The sequence below is a fragment of the Colwellia sp. NW0002-52-1 genome (assembly GCF_057550865.1).
This window is the reverse complement of sequence record NZ_BAAJLU010000002.1, coordinates 300,003-319,756: the sequence shown is the minus strand read 5'-3', so window position 1 is coordinate 319,756 and position 19,754 is coordinate 300,003. Positions and strand designations below refer to the sequence as shown.

At 38.3% G+C, this 19,754-nt stretch carries 16 protein-coding genes; 6 read left to right on the top strand and 10 right to left on the bottom strand.

Annotated elements, in window-relative coordinates:
• Positions 1-99 precede the first annotated feature (99 nt).
• From AC27H3_RS04135 to uvrA, 3 genes are all read right to left on the bottom strand, one after another.
• A complete protein-coding gene (locus AC27H3_RS04135; RefSeq protein ID WP_487103990.1) occupies positions 100-969 on the bottom strand; it encodes a spermidine synthase in 870 nt (289 codons plus the stop codon).
• A 37-nt stretch (positions 970-1,006) separates the two neighbouring features.
• Entirely contained in the window at positions 1,007-1,684 is a 678-nt protein-coding gene (locus tag AC27H3_RS04130; protein WP_487103937.1) for a fused MFS/spermidine synthase, read from the bottom strand.
• A gap of 634 nt (positions 1,685-2,318) precedes the next feature.
• Complete coding sequence (gene uvrA, locus AC27H3_RS04125) at positions 2,319-5,177, bottom strand: excinuclease ABC subunit UvrA (protein ID WP_487103935.1); 2,859 nt, start codon at positions 5,175-5,177, stop codon at positions 2,319-2,321.
• A 314-nt stretch (positions 5,178-5,491) separates the two neighbouring features.
• On the opposite strand from uvrA, the gene AC27H3_RS04120 reads away from it, so the two are divergent.
• Positions 5,492-6,856 (top strand): MFS transporter, encoded by a 1,365-nt coding sequence (locus tag AC27H3_RS04120; RefSeq protein ID WP_487103933.1) that lies wholly within the window; start codon positions 5,492-5,494, stop codon positions 6,854-6,856.
• A gap of 40 nt (positions 6,857-6,896) precedes the next feature.
• Here AC27H3_RS04120 and AC27H3_RS04115 read toward each other — a convergent pair whose 3' ends face one another.
• Positions 6,897-7,283: a hypothetical protein gene (locus AC27H3_RS04115; protein WP_487103931.1), complete on the bottom strand. Its 387-nt coding sequence runs from the start codon at positions 7,281-7,283 to the stop codon at positions 6,897-6,899.
• Positions 7,284-7,648: 365 nt separating this feature from the next.
• Here AC27H3_RS04115 and AC27H3_RS04110 point away from each other — a divergent pair, with 365 nt between their 5' ends.
• From AC27H3_RS04110 to pssA, 3 genes are all read left to right on the top strand, one after another.
• A complete protein-coding gene (locus AC27H3_RS04110; protein ID WP_487103929.1) occupies positions 7,649-9,679 on the top strand; it encodes an oxidoreductase in 2,031 nt (676 codons plus the stop codon).
• A 190-nt stretch (positions 9,680-9,869) separates the two neighbouring features.
• Positions 9,870-11,807 carry a methyl-accepting chemotaxis protein gene (locus tag AC27H3_RS04105; RefSeq protein WP_487103927.1) on the top strand — a complete coding sequence of 646 codons (1,938 nt, stop codon included), beginning with the start codon at positions 9,870-9,872 and terminating at the stop codon, positions 11,805-11,807.
• A 68-nt stretch (positions 11,808-11,875) separates the two neighbouring features.
• Complete coding sequence (pssA, locus tag AC27H3_RS04100; RefSeq protein ID WP_487103925.1) at positions 11,876-13,207, top strand: CDP-diacylglycerol--serine O-phosphatidyltransferase; 1,332 nt, start codon at positions 11,876-11,878, stop codon at positions 13,205-13,207.
• Between the two features lie 189 nt (positions 13,208-13,396).
• Here pssA and AC27H3_RS04095 read toward each other — a convergent pair whose 3' ends face one another.
• Both AC27H3_RS04095 and AC27H3_RS04090 read right to left on the bottom strand, forming a co-directional pair.
• Entirely contained in the window at positions 13,397-14,131 is a 735-nt protein-coding gene (locus AC27H3_RS04095) for a substrate-binding periplasmic protein (protein ID WP_487103923.1), read from the bottom strand.
• Between the two features lie 111 nt (positions 14,132-14,242).
• Positions 14,243-14,941 (bottom strand): 2OG-Fe(II) oxygenase, encoded by a 699-nt coding sequence (locus AC27H3_RS04090; protein ID WP_487103921.1) that lies wholly within the window; start codon positions 14,939-14,941, stop codon positions 14,243-14,245.
• Positions 14,942-15,132: 191 nt separating this feature from the next.
• On the opposite strand from AC27H3_RS04090, the gene AC27H3_RS04085 reads away from it, so the two are divergent.
• Both AC27H3_RS04085 and ssb read left to right on the top strand, forming a co-directional pair.
• The gene (locus AC27H3_RS04085) at positions 15,133-15,528 is read left to right on the top strand and encodes an acyl-CoA thioesterase (RefSeq protein ID WP_487103919.1); all 396 of its coding nucleotides are present in this window, start codon (positions 15,133-15,135) and stop codon (positions 15,526-15,528) included.
• A 288-nt stretch (positions 15,529-15,816) separates the two neighbouring features.
• On the top strand, positions 15,817-16,494 hold the full coding sequence (ssb, locus tag AC27H3_RS04080; RefSeq protein ID WP_487103918.1) for a single-stranded DNA-binding protein: 678 nt from the start codon (positions 15,817-15,819) through the stop codon (positions 16,492-16,494).
• Positions 16,495-16,733: 239 nt separating this feature from the next.
• Here ssb and AC27H3_RS04075 read toward each other — a convergent pair whose 3' ends face one another.
• From AC27H3_RS04075 to AC27H3_RS04060, 4 genes are all read right to left on the bottom strand, one after another.
• Positions 16,734-17,138 (bottom strand): hypothetical protein, encoded by a 405-nt coding sequence (locus AC27H3_RS04075; RefSeq protein ID WP_487103916.1) that lies wholly within the window; start codon positions 17,136-17,138, stop codon positions 16,734-16,736.
• A gap of 18 nt (positions 17,139-17,156) precedes the next feature.
• Entirely contained in the window at positions 17,157-18,056 is a 900-nt protein-coding gene (locus tag AC27H3_RS04070) for a TIGR01777 family oxidoreductase (RefSeq protein ID WP_487103915.1), read from the bottom strand.
• A gap of 170 nt (positions 18,057-18,226) precedes the next feature.
• Positions 18,227-18,418 carry a hypothetical protein gene (locus AC27H3_RS04065; protein ID WP_487103914.1) on the bottom strand — a complete coding sequence of 64 codons (192 nt, stop codon included), beginning with the start codon at positions 18,416-18,418 and terminating at the stop codon, positions 18,227-18,229.
• A gap of 171 nt (positions 18,419-18,589) precedes the next feature.
• Positions 18,590-19,753, bottom strand: coding sequence for an anhydro-N-acetylmuramic acid kinase (locus tag AC27H3_RS04060; RefSeq protein ID WP_487103913.1), 1,164 nt, complete (start codon positions 19,751-19,753; stop codon positions 18,590-18,592).
• Between the last annotated feature and the right edge of the window lies 1 nt (position 19,754).

Here is a 19,754-nt window from a genome sequence, read left to right as displayed (position 1 = left end):
TCAAGGGCTTACTCAGAGCTTATCCAAGGTTTATACACAGCTTGTTTATTGCCGTCATATCTTCACTACACCAGTATTTAGCGAGTAATGTTTTAACCGCTAGTTTTTCAAATTCAATAAATTCGCCGGTGAATATTGGTCGGTTAATACGGGTGAATTTTTTGGCCAATCTTGCGTGGTAACCGTTGAAAGCATTTGACGGCTTATCTCAATAATATCAACATTAAAAGGCAATAAACTAGCGCGCAAAGCTAAAGCACGCTCAGCTATTTCATCGTTGTTAGGTAGCGGCTTAGCACTGGCTAATATAATGCGGTTGCTGTTGTTATTATTTTTAACATTGAAAAAATCACCAAATACAGATTTATAGGTCGCTGACTCGTAGTTATATAAGCGACTTACCGAAAATGTATTTGCTGCTAAAACACCGTTTTCACTGAGTAAATTTTTAACTTCTTGTAAAAATTCTTGAGTCATTAAATGCTCAGGTATGTAGTCACCGTTAAATGCGTCGAGAATAATCCAATCGTATTGCTGCTTTTTTATCGATTCGCGCTTTATAAAAATGCGTCCGTCTTGCGCTACCGCTGTAATGTGGTCGTTTTCGAAAAAACTAAAGTAATTGCGCGCGACTTTAATTACCGCTGGGTCAATTTCGACATTGGTAATAATCGCCTTAGGGTAGATCTGGTGTAAGGTGTTCGACATGGTGCCGCCGCCTAAACCAATAATTAAAATGCGATCAGGATTCGGGTTAATTAATAAACTGGAGAAAAGCATTTTAGTATAGTTAAAAACTAAGCGTTGTGGATCGTCAACTAACATACAGCTTTGTTGAGTTTTAGAGCTTCTAACGTTAAATTTTAAGCAGCGTAAACCTTTGTTCTCTTCCACTAATATATTGCGGTATAACGAACGCTCACTGTGAATAGTTTTGGCCAATGTTGGTGTGCTGACCATTGAGCCCATCACTAAGCCACTGATAATAACAAAGGTAAAAATAAACTTATTCATGAGCTGTGCCTTGCTGATTAAGTACATTGCTATCGCGACCATGCTTCTGTTGATTCACACGATTAAACACCATAGCACTAACGCCAAGTAAAATTAGTACCGTACTACAGACCATAATTATGTCGTTAACCTCGAACAGTAATACTAAATAGAAAGAGGTAATTATTGTGCCTAACGCACTGCCCAGTGTTGATACAAAGTAGAGAAACCCAGCGACCTGGCCGCTTTTATCTTTATCAGTAACCAGCAAACGTACGGAATAGGGCGAAATCATACCGAGTATTACGGTAGGAATAAAAAATAATGCCATGGATGCTAATAACGAACCATATCGTGTATCTTCAATGGCGAGAAATATTGCCTCCATTATCCATTGCGAAGAAAAAGCCACTGGCAATACAGTAATACCCGCACAAATAAATATTAATCCGTAACGGTTTAAAGAGGCGTTTTTTGTTGATAGCTTACCGCCGGCTAAATAACCCAATGATAAACTCAACATAAATACCGTAATGATACTGCCCCAAATATGTACGCTACTGCCAAAAAACGGCGCTAAAATTCTGCCACCTAACAGCTCAATACTCATGATACAAAAGCCACTACTAAAGGCTAATAAATAGATTAAAGGGTTTTGCCAAGGCGAATTATTATTATTTATTTTTGTCATTAACTTACTGCTTTATTCTTGGTATTTAATCGATAAGTTATCTTATACCAATTGAATTAAGAAAGTGAGTAATTATAAGTAGGTAACCTGAACTCTGGATAAGCAGCACTTGCTCAATCCTCCCTTTTAACCCTTTATCTGCGTTAAAACATCGATAAATAGCTCGCTATTCATAACCGTTTTGCCTTGAAAACGGCATAAGATGAAGCATTGATGGTGTAAATTCGTGATGTTCACCTTGCTATAGCATTTATTTCACCACCTAAGCTTTTGATTCACTTGAGTATCAAGCACTCATTATCCAGAGTTCAGGTTAGGTAATGTAAACTCAGAAAATCAGGTGAGCGAAATGTGCTTTGCGGATATCGAAATAGCACTTCATTGCTTAATAATAAAGTAGTCGAATATATCCTTGCTTGCTTGCTTGCTTGCTTGCTTGCTTGCTGGCTGGTTAGTGCGTAGTTAGCTATTAAAAATAGAGGGTTAGCATTGTGCTGAGATAAAGGTCACAGAACATAGAGTTTAGGAACAAAAAAGGCTTGTTAGAAAAACAAGCCTTTAACATGCATCAGACAGTAATTTTCAGCAATTTTAAAATCAAAAATTGCTTAGGTAAGTTACTCATGTAAGTTACTTATTTAGCCTTTTTATCTTTAGCAACCGTGTTGCTAGCTAATAGCGGCTTTAAGAATCTCGCGGTATGCGAACTCTTATATTTTGCCACTTGTTCTGGAGTGCCAGTAACCAGTATCTCACCGCCACCGCCACCGCCTTCAGGACCTAAATCAACAATCCAGTCAGCCGTTTTAATTACGTCTAAATTATGTTCAATAACCACTAAGGTATTGCCTTTATCACGTAAACGATGAATCACTTGTAGTAGTTGTTTAATATCGTGAAAGTGCAAGCCTGTGGTGGGCTCATCTAAAATATATAAGGTTTTACCGGTATCACGTTTTGATAACTCTTTCGCCAATTTAATCCGTTGTGCTTCACCACCCGATAAAGTAGTGGCTGACTGTCCAAGCTTAATATAGCTTAAACCTACGTCTACTAACGTTTGCAGTTTACGTTTTATTGCAGGAATAGGCGCGAAAAATTCAAAAGCGTCTTCAATGGTCATATCTAGCACTTCATGAATGCTCTTGCCTTTGTATTTTACTTCTAAAGTTTCACGGTTATAGCGTTTACTTTTACAAACGTCACAAGGTACGTAAACATCAGGTAAAAAGTGCATTTCAACTTTGATTAAACCGTCGCCTTGGCAAGCTTCACAACGTCCGCCTTTGACGTTAAAACTGAAACGTCCTGGCTTATAACCACGTGAACGCGACTCTTGTGTGGCGGCAAAAATGTCACGAATAGCGGTAAAAATACCGGTATAAGTGGCAGGGTTAGAACGCGGTGTTCTGCCTATTGGGCTTTGATCTATATCGATAACTTTATCGAGTAAGTCTAAACCTTTAATTTCTTTATATGGCGCAGGTTCTTGTGTGGTAGCACCGTTTAATTCAATGTGAGCTAACTTATACAAAGTGTCGTTGATCAGCGTTGATTTACCTGAACCAGAAACCCCGGTAATACAGGTCATTAGGCCATTAGGAATAACTAAGTCGACATTTTTTAAGTTGTTACCAGTAGCACCTTTTAATTCAACAACGTTCTTTTTGTCAAAAGGCACTCTGCTTTTAGGTATTTCAATACCTTCTCTACCGGAAAGGTATTGACCGGTTAGTGAGTCTTCACACGCAAGAATGTCATCAACGTTACCTTCTGCAATAATATGGCCACCATGCACACCTGCTCCAGGGCCAATATCAATTACGTAATCGGCAGCGCGAATAGCATCTTCGTCGTGTTCAACCACAATAACGGTATTGCCTAAATCACGTAAATGAATCAGCGTTTCTAGCAAACGTTCATTGTCACGTTGATGCAAGCCAATAGACGGCTCATCTAATACGTACATAACACCCACTAAACCCGCACCAATTTGGCTCGCTAAACGAATACGTTGTGCTTCACCGCCTGATAATGTGCCAGCAGCACGCGATAGGTTGAGGTAATTTAACCCTACGTTAACCAAGAAGCCGAGTCGATCACAAACTTCTTTAAGAATTTTTTCTGCTATTTGGCCTTTTTGCCCGGTTAACTCTAAGCCTTGGAAAAAAGCTAATGCATCAGCAATGGCATATTCTGCTACTTCAGGTAACGGCGTATCGCCAACAAAAACGTTACGTGCTTCTAGTCGTAAACGGCTACCATGACAATCAGGACAACTTTGGCTATTAAGGTATTTCGCTAACTCTTCACGAACCGCGTTTGACTCCGTTTCGCGATAGCGGCGATCCATATTATTTAAAATACCTTCAAACGGGTGTTTGCGAATAACAATGTCACCGCGATCGTTCATATATTTAAATTCTATTTCTTGCTTGCCGCTGCCTTTTAAAATTAATTGCTGAGTTTTTTTATCTAGCTCATTAAAGGCTAAATCAAGCGAAAACTGATAATGATCAGCCAAGGCTTGTAACATTTGAAAATAATAAAAGTTGCGTTTATCCCAACCCCGAATAGCGCCACCGGCTAAACTTAGTTCTGGGCTAGTAATAATTCGACTTTCATCAAAAAATTGCTGATTACCTAAACCATCACAGGTTTGACATGCCCCTGCAGGATTGTTGAAGGAGAACAAGCGAGGTTCTAATTCTTGCATGCTATAACCACATTTAGGGCAAGCAAAATTGGCAGAAAAGACTAATTCTTCTTTTTTAGGATCATCCATAAAGGCGACTTTTACTGTACCAGAGGTCAGTGAAAGGGCGGTTTCAAAAGATTCAGAAAGGCGTAATTGAATGTCTTCACGTACCTTAAGGCGATCAACAACCACTTCAATGGTGTGCTTTTTTTGTAATTCTAAGCTTGGTGGATCTGAAAGGTCACAAACTTCGCCGTCGATACGGGCACGAATATAGCCTTGAGCCGCGAGGTTATCTAATAATTTAGTATGTTCACCTTTACGGTCTTGCAACACCGGGGCAAGCACCATAACTTTGGTGCCTTCTTCTAGCGCTAATACGCGATCAACCATTTGAGAAATGGTTTGTGCAGCAAGCGGTAAATGATGGTCTGGACAACGAGGCTCACCAACACGCGCGTAAAGTAAGCGTAAATAATCATATATTTCGGTGATGGTTCCCACGGTTGAACGCGGGTTATGCGAGGTTGACTTTTGCTCAATTGAAATAGCAGGAGACAAACCTTCAATGTGATCCACATCGGGCTTTTCCATTAAAGATAAAAACTGGCGAGCATAAGCAGAAAGCGACTCTACATAGCGTCTTTGTCCTTCGGCGTATAAAGTGTCAAAGGCTAATGAAGACTTACCTGAGCCCGAAAGGCCGGTAATAACAACTAACTTATCGCGAGGAATATCTACATTAATGTTTTTCAAGTTATGAGTGCGAGCACCCCTGACTTCAATTTTTTTCATAATGACTTTTGACCAATTTAACGCCCGGGTTTGTGATACGAGATTATCGTAAACAAAGATCAGACTGAATCTAAATTATCTTATGTCTCAGTAACATTTTACATAATGATTAACGATATAATACGCGCTAAACTAAGTTGTTTTTATCGTTAATGATACCAAACGTAGCGTTGTTCTGAACATAAAGTTGGAACCGAATATTATCGCACAATTTTTAGTCCAAATTCATCTTAAATCTCTGTTTTTGTTCATTCGATTGCCGTGTTAATATGTGCGCGTTTATATCTTCCCTACAAAATTAGAGTTTAAGTTTCATGAGCGTATCCGGTTTAAATAATATCGAGAAGAAAGCCGCATTATCATTGGCGTCAGTGTTTGGCTTGCGCATGCTAGGCTTGTTTATGATCTTGCCCGTTTTTGCCATTTACGGTGAGCAACTTATTGGCTATAGCCCTATTTGGCTTGGCGCAGCTATTGGCGCTTATGGTTTAACGCAAGCTTTGTTACAAATTCCAATGGGAATTTTGTCAGACAAATTTGGACGTAAACCTGTTATTTTAACCGGTTTAGTCATTTTTTTACTTGGTAGTATTGTCGCCGCCATGTCAGACACTATTTATGGCGTGGTATTTGGCCGAGCTTTACAAGGAACCGGTGCTATAGCGAGTGCCATTCTTGCATTAGCGGCTGACTTAAGCCGAGAAGAGCAACGTCCTAAAGTGATGGCAACCATTGGCATGTTCATTGGTCTTTCGTTTACTATCGCCATGATTATTGGCCCAATAGTCGCACAAGCGTTTGGGCTAAGTGGCTTATTCTGGTTTATCGCCTTGTTAACGATATTTGCCATGCTGACCATTCAATTTATTGTCCCCAATTCTATAAATACCGCCCCTAAAGGCGACAATGTTGCTTTGCCATCAAAATTAGGCAGCTTAATTCGTGACAATCAATTGTCGCGTTTAAATTGGGGGGTATTTATTTTACACATGGCGTTAACGGCATGTTTTGTTACTTTACCCAAACAATTTGTTGCTAATGGTTTAGCGCTAGAACAGCATTGGCAGCTTTATTTACCGACGTTAATTGGCTCATTTTTCTTAATGGTGCCATTTATGATCATCGGCATGAAAAAGCAAAAAGAAAAGCAAATGTTTAGTGCGGCGGTTGCCTTGTTAACCTTGGCGCTATTATTACTTTGGTATTTACCGACTAGTTTGTTTAGCTTAGTTGTATTGGTAATGATGTTTTTTACTGCTTTTAATTACTTAGAAGCCACTATGCCGTCAATATTATCGCGCATAGCCCCTGCCGGTGTTAAAGGCAGTGTGATGGGGATTTATTCAAGTAGCCAATTTTTAGGAGCTTTTGCTGGTGGTATTTTAGGTGGCTTTGTTGCTGGCGAATTTGGTGAGCAAACTATATTTTTGGTGACCGGTTTATTTGCTTTAGTTTGGTTACTTTTAACCTTAGGTATGAAACCCTTGAAAAAATCGAAAGCTTATAGTTTTTCAACCAGTATTATTAGCGATGAAAAAGCGGTTGAAGTAGCACAAAAGCTGAGTGAAATGCCGGGTGTTATTGAAGCAACCATTATGCATGAAGAAGCTGTCGCTTATTTAAAAGTAGACGATAAAACGGCTGATCTTGTGAGTATTAAAGCGTTATTAAATCAATAAATAAAGGTTAATATTAACCTAGTTAGCCGGATAATAGGCTTTAAAATACCGCGGTGATGAAATCTGTAATATGCTTTTCGGCTATTTGCATATTAACTTCATCATCTAACTCTTTTCCGACTAATGCATTGCCTAACGGCGACTCTGGCGTAATAACGACAATATTTAAAATGTTATTGTTTGCCAGAGTAAGTTTACAACGATAACCACCGGCAACAGGTGCTAGAAAAAACCACTGCTGTTTATCTATATCTTTTTCTAATTGTATAACCGCACCAACATTTACTTTTAATTTGGTTTCTAATGCTTCAAGCGGAATACTTTGTAAGCGTTTAATAGCAAATTTTATCTCATCTACCCGCCTAGATTGACCTTCTGCCAAGTAACTTTGCTCTATGGCTAAGGTATCGTATTGTGTTTCTGCCACCGACTGATCGTCAGTAGCCGCTTTATGTGCGTTGTTAGCCGCAATTAAAGTTAACGATAACTCTTGCTGTAACTGAGCGGTTATTTGCTCAATAATTATTTTTTTGTCGATGTTAATATCGCTTCTCCAACGTACCGCTATTAATTTCTCAAGCGCAGCATACTCAAATTATAAAGAAAGTAAACTTGTGCTTTTCAAAGCAGATATTTTTTTATATACGCACTCCTATCTGACAGGTGTCAAAATAAAGCTTGAATTTTAGCTTACTAGCAGATATTTTATAATCTGATAAGTTTAAGCAAAAATATAAACTACCTTTATATTCCTTAGCTATAAATTAATATAACCATTAAAAGTGACTTAATATGAATGATAATGCTGCCTTTCCACATTTATTAGCGCCATTAGATTTAGGCTTTACCTCTTTAGCTAACCGAACGTTAATGGGCTCTATGCATACCGGCCTGGAAGAAGAAAAAGGTGGCTTTGACAAGCTCGCTGCATTTTATAAAGCTCGCGCTAAAGGCGGTGTTGGGCTTATTGTTACCGGTGGTATTAGTCCTAACATGCGTGGTCGCCTAGCTCCTTTGGGTTGTGAACTCAGTAAGTTTTGGCACGTAGCTAAACATAAAAAAATTACCGATGCCGTGCACGAATACCCAACTAAAATTTGTTTGCAGCTATTACATGCCGGTAGATATTCGTACCACCCATTTAGTGTGTCTGCTAGTAAAGTAAAATCTCCCATTAACCCATTTACCCCAAAAGCTATGTCGGTGCGCGAAATCAAAGGCACGATTAAAGACTTTGCCCATTCTGCAAAACTGGCGAAAAAAGCAGGCTACGATGGTGTTGAAATTATGGGCTCTGAAGGTTATCTCATTAACCAGTTTAGCTGTGTAAAAGTAAACAAACGTACTGATGAATGGGGCGGCAGCATTGAAAACAGAATGCGTTTAGCCATTGAAACTATTCGTGCTGTTCGCGCTAGCGCAGGTGACGATTTTATTATTATTTTCCGTTTATCTATGCTTGATTTAGTGGATGGTGGTAACAGCTGGCAAGATGTTGTAACCATGGCTAAAGGTGTTGAAGCGGCAGGGGCAACATTAATTAATACCGGTATTGGTTGGCATGAAGCTCGCGTTCCTACCATCTCAACATCAGTACCGCGCGCGGCATTCACTTGGATCACCGAGCGAATGAAAAAAGAAGTGTCAGTACCTTTAATTACCACAAACCGTATCAATACCCCTGAAGTGGCAGAAGAAATATTGTCTTCAGGACAAGCCGACATGGTATCGATGGCACGCCCATTTTTAGCTGATGAAAACTTTGTTGTGAAAGCGGCGGCCAATAAAAGTGATGAAATTAATACCTGTATTGGTTGTAACCAAGCCTGTTTAGATCACGTGTTTAGTCAAAAACGCGCCTCATGTTTAGTTAACCCAGTTGCTTGTTATGAAACTGAACTGACTTTTGTAAAAACCAATAACAAGAAAAAAATTGCGGTAGTGGGTGCTGGGCCTGCTGGTTTAGCGTTTAGTGTTTATGCGGCTCAGCGCGGCCATAGTGTTGAAATATTCGACCGTGGTAGTGAAATTGGCGGGCAATTTAACTACGCCAAACAAATACCTGGTAAAGAAGAGTTTTATGAAACGCTACGTTATTTCAATAAACAAATTGAGCTGTTAGACGTTAAGTTGCATTTAAACCAGCAACAAAGTGCAGAGCAATTAGCGGGTGCGGGTTTTGACGAAATAGTGTTAGCCACAGGTATTGTACCAAGAGCATTAGACATTAAAGGTATTGAACACGAAAAAGTTAAATCCTACATTCAAGTACTACGTGATAAAGAACCTGTGGGCAAACGTGTAGCCATTATTGGTGCCGGTGGTATTGGTTTTGATGTTGCTGAATTCTTGGTAGAAGAAGAGTCGCTAACCACCAATGCTGACAAATGGTTAGCCAGTTGGGGTGTCGACAAAGCCTATCAAGAAAATGGTGGGTTATCGGGTAAAATGGCACATGAAGCGCCAAATCGCGAAGTGTACTTACTGCAACGTAAAACCACTAAAGTGGGCGCGGGCTTAGGTAAAACCACTGGCTGGATCCATCGTGCAACCTTACAGAAAAATGGCGTACAAATGATAGCGGGTGTGTCTTACGACGAAGTAAATGATGAAGGCTTAGTTATTTCCATTGATGGCGAGCAGCAAACGTTGAAAGTAGACAATGTGATTATTTGTGCTGGGCAAGAGTCTGAGCGTAGTCTTTATAAGCAGTTAGAAGCACAAAACGTTAATGCTCACTTGATTGGCGGTGCAAATGTTGCTGCTGAACTTGATGCAAAACGCGCGATAAGACAAGCGGCAGAACTGGCCGCGAAAATCTAAGCTAATAACGCAATAAGTAAAACTGAAATGCCATGAGCCTTATATAATTAATGCTCATGGCAATTTATCTGAAAATTCAATAACTGATCACAAAGACAATAATTTAAATTGAAATAATCATTAACTTATCAAGGTCTAATGATATGCTTACAAAAAGCATTTTGTAGATAACTAATAGATAAGAGTGACTATGACGCTAATATTCAACCCCGCAATTGCTATTTCGAACTCACTCAGGTTTAAAGCTAAATTTTCTCTCTTAGCCTTAATGTTTTATCTGCCACTGATCGCTAGTTTCATTTGGATTGTTAAACAACAATTCCATAATCTCAATCAATATCAATTAGAATTATCGGGCAATACTCAGATCAGTGCTATCGTTGAGCTCGAACAAGCGGTTGGAAATATTCGTTTAAGTCAAAATCGTAGCAATGATATTACTCAGAAAATTGAGCAACTAACGTTGCCCGAAAATAATAAGCAAACCTTGCTTGTGGGTTGGCAAAACTTACGCGTTAGCGAGCGGAAATTTAATGACTTTTCGATGTTTTACGATAAAACATTCGCCGAGCGAGAAAACTTAGCAGCAGTAAGTGGTTTGTCGAGAGAGCCAGATCCACAAGCTTTTTATCTTGCTGAAGCGGCGTTGATAAGAATGCCTGCCTTAGTTGAATACACCGGCAGGGTTAAAGACTTAACAATCAGTATTATTAGTAATAACGGTTTTAGTGCTGAAACATATACTTTGCTAGTTGCTTTAGATAATCGTTTAGATGAACTACAGCTACAGTACGCAAAAACTATTGAACAACTTAAACGTGTTGCCCCTAACATGTTTAATAACTACTTATCGCAATATGAAAATGTAAAGCAATCGGTAGACAATTATCAGGCATTACTGCGTAGCGAAGTTATTAATCCTGATAGCATTCAATGGCGTGCCGCTCAAGCCAAAAGCTTAGGAGATGCGCAATACAAGCAGCAGCAAGAATTAATGGTTTTGTCAGATAAACTTTTAGTTGATCGTATTCAACAGTTAAAAAATAGTGGCGTGCAAGCATTGTGGTTATTATCGGTAATACTTGTGATTATTATGTTGGCGATAAGCTATTTATTGGTGGGTATTTACCAGTCGTTAAGTGAAAATGTAAATAAAATAAACTTAGCCGCAGAGCGATTAGGTAATGGTGACTTCTCATTTAATATTAGCAGCAGTGCGAAGGATGAGCTTGGCGATATTACTCGTCGTTTTAGCCAAATGCAGCACAAAATTCATACATTATTATCGAGAGTTGCTAATGATGTTTCGGTACTAAAATCGGCAGCAGCTAATATTAATAGCCTAACCGAAGCGATGGAAAAAAATATTGCCCTACAGCAGCAAGATACTCATCAAGTTGCTAGTTCTATTAATCAAGTTAATGATTCTGTGCAAATAATCTCATCAAATACGGCGGACGCTAAAATCCTGACAGAGCATGCATACACAAGTGTTAATCATGGTGAAGAAGTTATAAGTGATACTGCCAATGTAATCACCGCTATATCTTCTCAAGTAAATGCTTCCGCTGAAGTTATCAATGAGCTCGCGTTGCATAGTAGTGAGATTGGTAAGTTTGTTAATGTGATCAGAGAGATAGCAGATCAAACTAACTTATTAGCATTAAATGCCGCAATAGAAGCGGCACGAGCAGGAGATCAAGGTAGAGGTTTTGCCGTTGTTGCTGACGAAGTGCGAACATTAGCGGTTAGAACACAAGATTCTACCAGTGAAATTCAACGCATTATCGAACAGTTACAGTTAGGTACCGGCCGTTCAGTTGAAGCGATGAAAAATGGTGTTGAACAGGCTGAGCAAGGCGTTGAAAAAACCGCACTAGTGGCTGATGCCTTTCAACAGGTCAGTCAGAGTGTTACTGAAATAGTTTCAGCAACCACTCAAATATCAAATGCTGTTGAGCAACAACGAAATATGGTGATTGGTATTACAGGAAACACCCATGATATTGCTGAAAGTACTGATAATTTGTTACAGTCAGCTGAAGACGCCGCAAATGCCGGTGCTAATATTTCTCAACTTGCAGAAGATCTTGCGGTACAATTAGCGCAGTTTACTCTGAAAAAATAATTATCTAGGCAGAATGAATAATAATAACACACAGAAATTTTCCATTACGCACGCAGGCAACCGTTAATATGGTTGCCATTAATACTATGGTTGGGATAGCTGCTACAGATATCGAAATTGCCAATTCAGCTGCTGATTTTAAACAATTACTATTGGCAGAAATTTCCCAAGCCACCACTCGTATCTACATTTCTGCGCTTTATATACAAGACGATGAAGCCGGCAGAGAAGTGCTAGCCGCTTTATATCAAGCTAAGCAAAAAACGCCATCATTAGATATTTGCTTATTCGTAGATTTTCATCGTGCACAAAGAGGCTTAATTGGTGATAAAGAATCTGGCGGTAACCGTGACCTTTACTTAGCGCTTGAAAAGCAACACAAAGTATCTATTAAGATTTATGGTGTACCCGTTAAGCGTAAAGAATTACTGGGCGTTTTACACTTAAAAGGCATGGTAGTTGACAATGTATTGCTTTACACCGGCGCCAGTATTAATGATATTTATTTACAGCAAACAGAGCGTTATCGCCTCGATCGCTATTATCGTTTAAACAGTCAGGCTTTAGCAGATAACTTTTGTGAATACTTGCAACGCTGCTTTATTGAACCCGCATTGGCTCCGCTATTAAATCAAGGTGATGTCCCCAATGCAAAAAGAATAAAGCGTAAAATTGTTCGCTTAACTAAGTTATTAAAAGCGGAAAAATATAAAGCTTTTAACACGCAAAAGCCTGACAATAATATCGAAGATATTCAAGCGTCTATGCTGGTAGGTTGTGGCCGCCGAGGCAATCAGCTAAATCGCGCTATTAGAGATTTAGTGCGCAATAGCCAAGAGTCGTTAGTTATTTTTACCCCTTATTTTAATTTACCTAAGCCTTTGCTCAGAGACTTAGATGCGGCACTAAAACGTGGTGTAAAAGTTACTTTAACGGTGGGTGATAAAAAAGCCAATGACTTTTATAACCCTGATGAAACCACTTTTTCAACCGTTGAAATAGTACCTTATATTTATGAACGTTTACTGGTGAGCTTTTTATCTCGTCGTCAAAAATTTCTCGATAATGGAAATTTGTCACTGAGGTTGTGGCAGCATGATAGCAACAGCTTTCACTTGAAAGGCATAGTGGCAGATAATCGCTATCACTTATTAACGGGAAGCAATTTAAATCCTCGGGCTTGGTCGCTTGATTTAGAGAATGGTATTTTACTCGATGATGAAAAAGGGCAGTTAGCGGATAAGTTTAATGCCGAATTTCAACGTATTACCGAGCATACCAAAATTATTCATAATATCGCTGACATTGAAAGCTTGCATAATTACCCCGATAAACCGCGTAAATTATTAAAACGTTTACGAATGACGCAAATCGACAGGCTATTAAAGCGGTTCCTATAAAAACAGTATTTATAGCAAGTTGAATATTTAGTTGCTCATTTAAAATGTGAAATGAGCAACAACCACGTTATAAAGTTTATAAGCATAATAACTAGTGACCAAATTTTATGCCTGGTAATTATCTGTTTTTATGATTGTTAGGTATTACAGTGTTAATTTTTCACTGGTGCTATTCTATTGCTGAGCCGTTTATTTTAATGATATTAAAGTATCAAGCTGGGCGTGTTGATATTCCTCATCGTTAATGAAGTATTGCTTTATTTCGTTACCGGAAACTAACTTGATAATTTCTTGGTCATAATGCGCTTGTAGCTTTTGCCCTTTCTCTGATTGTGTAAAAGCTAAATATAAGCGCTCTTCTGGGCCAATGACTTTATGGCTATATTGGGTTTTAGGGTCAGCTAAACCTAAATTAGTGTGATAAGTAACAGCGACATCTACGCGTTTTTTTTCAATTAGCTTAGCAATATTATCGATATAATCTACACCATAAAAGCGGGAATTCTTAGGTAAAAACTTTTGTAGTTCGTAATCTTTTCTCCCTGCAATTGTTAATCCGGCCAGGTCGTTAGCTTGGCTTATATTGTGCTTACTTTGATCATAAATTGCATAGAGAGGGTATTCAATATCAAGGTGGTATTTGGGGAATAGTAATTGCCGATTTTTATGTTTATAACTTCCAACGATCATGTCTGCTCGGCCCGTTTCAACTAGGCTTAAAGCGCGACTCCAGCTGGTAGATATAAACTCTAATTGATAGTCTTTGCCATAAATTGCTCTAACAATATCCCAATATGTACCTGTGCCATCAGCATTGGTATATTCTTGCCACTCCTCGCTAGCAACTATTAGTACAGGTAATTGCTTAGCAGTAGCACAGTGGCTGATAAAAAAAGCAGCAATACATATAAGTATTTTATCCATAAGTTATTGATTTATTTCCATATAATTTATATTGTTTTTTATTGTTGTGACAAGCTGCTTTTTTGCACAATATTTACTATAAACTAATATAAAAACAGTACAACAACTATACTAACTCGTAGTATATATTTGTTGTGCTGGGTTATAGCTCATCCAAGAGGTTAATACGTACTTGTTTGATGAAATAGGTATATTTCCACGGTGTGTATGGGTAAAACCACATGGAGCAATAATCATGCTGCCGGCTTTGGGCTTAATAATTTTATTCTGATAATAAAACTCTGTTTCGCCGCCTTCTTCCACGTCATTTAAATAAATAATAAAAAGTAGCACACGATGCAATGCTTTGTTATCGCCTAATTGTGGGTATATTTCCGAGTGCCAATAGCCATAATTACCTTTACCTTGCTCATAACTTTGCGCGTTAACTGGCGCTAAATTAAATAAATACTTAATTAAATTAAATAAGTTTGGTTTGCCAACTTCTTCAAAATTATCAACAGTTAATAAAACCGGTTGTTTAGTTTTAGGGTGTTGAACTGTAAGTGCAATACCGCCAATTAAACTGAAAAAATATTGACTAATATAGTCGGTAATTTGCTTACTGCAAGCTTGTAAAATGGTTTGTAGTGCCGGCTGAAATTCAGCATGTTGATTAAGATAAATGTCTTGGCTGAGCTTTTTCGTTGTATCGACACCGCCGCCCGTTCTTCCTGCCACTTTATGTTTACTGTTTTCAAAGTCTTGAATGAACTTTGCACAAAATTCTGGGCTAAGCGCATTTGGGTATACTTCAATAAAATCTGTCATGTTTATTTTCTTATTATTAATCGTAGTGCAGCTAATCTGTGTTTAGCATACAACAAAGCGCTAGTAATTTAATTACCTTGTTGCAAAATCTCTGTAGAATGTTTGAATAAAGTATATTGTAAGGTGCATTTAGCAGTTTTAATTACTGGCTATCAATGCATACCTGATCCCAAAAGATGTAGAGAGTTATCATGATAAAAGAAAGTATAAAACCAAGATTTTGTGAAACTGATGGCCTAGGTCATATCAACAATACCGTAGTTGCACAGTGGTTTGAAGGTGCAAGAGATCCAGTTTTTAAATGGTTTACACCAGATTTAAGTTTAAGTAATTGGAAATTGATTTTGGCTAAAACCACAGTTGAGTTTCATGCAGAATTACAATATGGCGCTGAAGTAGAATTAAAAACGTATATCAGCCGGATCGGAAATAGCTCGTTTGATGTTTATCAAGAAGCTTGGCAAGACGATAAAAAGTGTGCTTCTGGCACTGCCGTTATGGTGCACTTTGATCATAAGAATAAAAAGTCTCAAAAAATTTCAGCGGCAACAATCGATACGATGAAAGCGAATTTTATTGAGCTATAAATTGCTAAAAGCTGCATTGTTGATATGTGAAACCGCCTCTATATATTATGGCTATCTAGCAAGTTAATAACCTCGTGATTGAGCAGTAATATATAGATTCAGGTATGTGGCAATTTAGACATAAGTGATAAAATATTTCAGAAAAATAGTGTAAACCTAGCGTAATTATTTACCCGTAGTGGTAGAATCTGAATATTGTTATTAAAAATAAATATTCTGAGCGAGCCCACGCTTAGGTAGTGTTAAATATGTAAAGTCTCACTTTACTGTAAATATAGGATTTTGTTCATGGCTGGTGTCAATAAAGTAATAATTTTAGGTAACTTAGGGAAAGACCCTGAAGTACGTTTTATGCCTAACGGTGGTGGGGTTGCTAACCTTACTATTGCAACTTCTGAAAGTTGGAAAGACAAGCAAACCGGTGAACAAAAAGAAAAAACAGAATGGCACCGCGTAGTAATGTTCGGTAAATTAGCAGAAATCGCTGGCGAATATTTAAAGAAAGGCTCTAAAGTTTATATTGAAGGCGCTTTGCAAACACGTAAATGGCAGAACCAACAAGGCCAAGATCAATATACTACTGAGATTGTAGTTCAAGGCTTTAACGGCACAATGCAAATGCTAGACTCACGTGGCGGTAGCGGTGCTGGCGCAGGCGGCTTTAACCAACAAGCACCTCAACAGTCTGGCGGTTTCCAGCAGCAAGCTGCAGCACCTCAACAAGGTGGTGGATTTAATCAGCAAGCAGCACCACAACAAGCTTATAACAAACCGGCACAACAAAGCGGTGGTTATCAACAACCTGCTCAACAGCAACAAAACTCTCAACAGTCTGGTGGGTATCAACAGCAATCTGGTGGATACCAGCAGCAGTCGTCTCAACAGTCAGGCGGTTTTCAACAAAATGCTCCTAAGGTAAACCCACAAGAGCCAACGATTGATTTTGATGATGATATTCCGTTTTAAATCATAGTTGATTCGGATATTACAACTAGAAAAGGTGAGCTTGTGCTCACCTTTTTTCGTTATATAGTTTTATTTTTTAGTTAAACCATACCAAGTTGAGTAATTAATTAGCTGTTCATTTTTAATTATAAAAACGAAGGCCACTTCATTAATCCAATGAGTATAAATTGATTAGCTGGATATAAATAAGCTAATAACTAAGAAAAGTAGAGGTATTGAATAGAGCGTAGGTTTATAGTTTAAAACGATTTGGTCAATTGGCTATTTAACCAAATTTTAGCCATTTCAATTGAATCGAAAGATTTGTTTTTTAACCCAGCTTGACTATAAGCTTTTTGAAAAATACTCTCGGCAATTGCCGGTGACTCGCTCAAACAAGAGTAGATTGCTAAAGCTTTTGTTTGACCAGTGCTAACAAGTTTTACATGATAATCTAAAGCGTTTTTTGTGGCTAATGGCAGGCCTCTTAAAATGAGTAATACTGCGAAGTTCTGGCTATCAACATTGTTAATAATAATGTTTGTAAGATCAACGTGCATTTTTTTAAAAAACTCTATATTCCATGGACCAGTCGCATCAATAGATATAATGTTTCCTTCTACAGTAAAGCTGCATTGTCCGTGTGGAAGAAAGTCTGCTTTCAAGTTGTTACCTATAGTTTATTAATTATGGCTTATCAATAGCTTCTTTAAAGCTATCTGTAAAGTTGGATATTGGAACTTAAAGTGGTTATTTAACAGTTTGGTCGGTAATACATTCTGCCCATATAATACCAAATCGGCGGATTCTCCTAATAATAATCGCAATATAAAAGCCGGTACTTTAAATAAGCAAGGTCGACTAAGTACAGCACTTAGGGTTTGAGAAAACTCTTTATTCGTTACTGGCATAGGTGCTGTTGCATTTATCGGCCCAGCGAGTTCAGTTTGATAAATTGTGGCTAATAACACGGCAACCATGTCATCAATATGTATCCACGACATAAATTGTTTACCACTAGCAATAGGACCACCCAAGCCGAGCTTAAAGGGTGGTAACATTTTCTGCAACGCACCACCATTATTGGCTAATACTATTCCGGTGCGAATAAGGCAAACACGTGTATCTTCTGATTGAGCTTGCTGCGCTATTGCTTCCCATTTTTGGCAGACATGATGACTAAATTCATCGTGTATGTTTTGATGACTCTCATCGATAGGCAAAGAGCCTTGACGGCCATAATACCCTATAGCACTGCCAGAAATAAAGCTATGGGGTGGTCTAATCGCTTGTTGAATTTTATCAACTAAATCTTGAGTTATTTTCCAACGACTTTGGCAAATAATTTGCTTTTGTTTACTTGTCCATCTTTTATCAACAATAGCTTCACCGGCTAGATTTACAACGACATCTAGATCATTAAAGTTAATATCGTTAAGCGAAGTCACTAACTCAATATGAGGCGGTAATAATTTTTTGCTTAACTCAATACTACGAGTTAATACAATAATGCGTTTAGCATTTAAGTGTTCGATCAGTGCTTGCCCTATTAGGCCACTACCACCGGTGATCAAAATGTTCATTGTGGCTCCTTAGTTACCTTAATTATACAGTCAATGTAAAATTAAGGATCACATACAATGTCGCAAGCTTGTATTGAACTATAGCAGATGAAGGTGGCCATAAATAAAATTAGAGCAATAAAAAAGCTCCCTAAGGAGCTTCTATTTACTACATAAGTAGATGATAAAACTTAGTAGTAGGCGTCTTCTTTGTTGTGTGCTTGAGGGTCTTCGATAATATCTTCAAAGCCGACTTCAAAACTGTTGTTGTTATCAGTATTTGCCATGTAAATGGTGCGGGTTGAGCCATCAATCCAAGTAACGGTGCCGCTACCTTTTTTACTACCGCATTTCATACCAATATGTATGTCGTTAAACTCCATCGTTTCCTCCTCGTTAATTGTCGAAAATTAAACCGAACTTTCGATTAAGCAAACACTGTTATTTGTTAGAATGATTAATATATTAATAGTTCAAATATTCCGCAAATAACGTGCTTTTTTTCGACGGGAACGTTTTATTATAGAGAGAAAAATATTCAAATCTAGTTATTTTTAAGGTTTGGTACTGATACCTAAAACTGCCTGCTTGCTAGCCCCTGTAACTGCTGGAATGTTACCGAAAATATTTTTATCAAATGCCAGTGCTAACCAGGCAAAAGCCATTGCCTCTAGTGAATCACTATTAATATTTTTTGTATGAGTATTCACTATTGAATGCTTGGTAAGTCTCTGTTTTAAAAGTGAAACCAAGTAGTTGTTCTCAATGCCACCACCACAAATGTATACGTCAGACTTCGTACTTAGTTGATGAATTTGTTGGGCAATACTTTCCGCGGTTAAAGCGGTTAGTGTTGCTTGAATATCTGCTGGTGACAACGTGCTATTATCAGTAAATTCTGCTAACCATTGGGCATTAAAATATTCACGGCCAGTGCTTTTAGGTGCTGGTTGAGTAAAGTAAGCGTCGCTTAACATTTCCTGTAATAAAATCGCACAAATGGTACCTGAACTTGCCCATTGGCCTTGTGGATCGAAGCGTCCTGATTGATGCTGTGAAAACCAGTAATCCATTAATGCATTACCTGGTCCGGTATCAAAACCTGTGGTTTTATGAGAGGCATTAGCAGGAAGAAAAGTAATATTTGCGATGCCGCCAATGTTAACCACAAACACGTCTTTTTCAGGTGAACCAAAAATTGCTTGATGAAAAGCCGGTACTAAAGGCGCGCCTTGGCCGCCTAACGCAATATCTTTTGTTCTAAAATCGCCAACCACACGTATATCGGTTAATAAGGCTAATGTTTGTAAACAGCCTATTTGCAAAGTAAAAGGTGATGTTATTTGTTGATTTTTAACAGGCCTATGGCGAATTGTTTGCCCATGACAACCTATTGCAGTTATATCTGTTGCAGACAAGTTTTCTTGTTTTAAAAAACTTAAAATAGCGTGTGAAAATTGCTGCGCTAACTCAACATTTAAACTGCCTGCGCAATCTATTTCATTGTCGCTGGCGTTATACAAGCGCATTATTTTCTGCTGAGTAGGGTTATCGTATGCTTGATAATAGCTAGCGAGTAAGTTCGCTCCGTTAGCGTGCTGAGCTTGGTTATGATCAAACTCAACTAACGCGAGATCAATTCCATCAGCGCTAGTACCAGACATTAGGCCGATATAGCGAACTTTATTACTCATACCATTACTCGCATCAGTACTCATA

Bases quoted from the DNA above. Each gene is read 5' to 3' on its own strand.
- AC27H3_RS04130 (WP_487103937.1), bottom strand. From the start codon at position 1,684: ATGACAAAAATAAATAATAATAATTCGCCTTGGCAAAACCCTTTAATC.
- ssb (WP_487103918.1), top strand. From the start codon at position 15,817: ATGGCTGGTGTCAATAAAGTAATAATTTTAGGTAACTTAGGGAAAGAC.
- AC27H3_RS04060 (WP_487103913.1), bottom strand. From the start codon at position 19,753: ATGAGTACTGATGCGAGTAATGGTATGAGTAATAAAGTTCGCTATATC.
- AC27H3_RS04110 (WP_487103929.1), top strand. From the start codon at position 7,649: ATGAATGATAATGCTGCCTTTCCACATTTATTAGCGCCATTAGATTTA.
- AC27H3_RS04090 (WP_487103921.1), bottom strand. From the start codon at position 14,941: ATGACAGATTTTATTGAAGTATACCCAAATGCGCTTAGCCCAGAATTT.
- pssA (WP_487103925.1), top strand. From the start codon at position 11,876: ATGGTTGCCATTAATACTATGGTTGGGATAGCTGCTACAGATATCGAA.
- uvrA (WP_487103935.1), bottom strand. From the start codon at position 5,177: ATGAAAAAAATTGAAGTCAGGGGTGCTCGCACTCATAACTTGAAAAAC.
- AC27H3_RS04095 (WP_487103923.1), bottom strand. From the start codon at position 14,131: ATGGATAAAATACTTATATGTATTGCTGCTTTTTTTATCAGCCACTGT.
- AC27H3_RS04135 (WP_487103990.1), bottom strand. From the start codon at position 969: ATGGGCTCAATGGTCAGCACACCAACATTGGCCAAAACTATTCACAGT.
- AC27H3_RS04070 (WP_487103915.1), bottom strand. From the start codon at position 18,056: ATGAACATTTTGATCACCGGTGGTAGTGGCCTAATAGGGCAAGCACTG.
- AC27H3_RS04085 (WP_487103919.1), top strand. From the start codon at position 15,133: ATGATAAAAGAAAGTATAAAACCAAGATTTTGTGAAACTGATGGCCTA.
- AC27H3_RS04065 (WP_487103914.1), bottom strand. From the start codon at position 18,418: ATGGAGTTTAACGACATACATATTGGTATGAAATGCGGTAGTAAAAAA.
- AC27H3_RS04120 (WP_487103933.1), top strand. From the start codon at position 5,492: ATGAGCGTATCCGGTTTAAATAATATCGAGAAGAAAGCCGCATTATCA.
- AC27H3_RS04105 (WP_487103927.1), top strand. From the start codon at position 9,870: ATGACGCTAATATTCAACCCCGCAATTGCTATTTCGAACTCACTCAGG.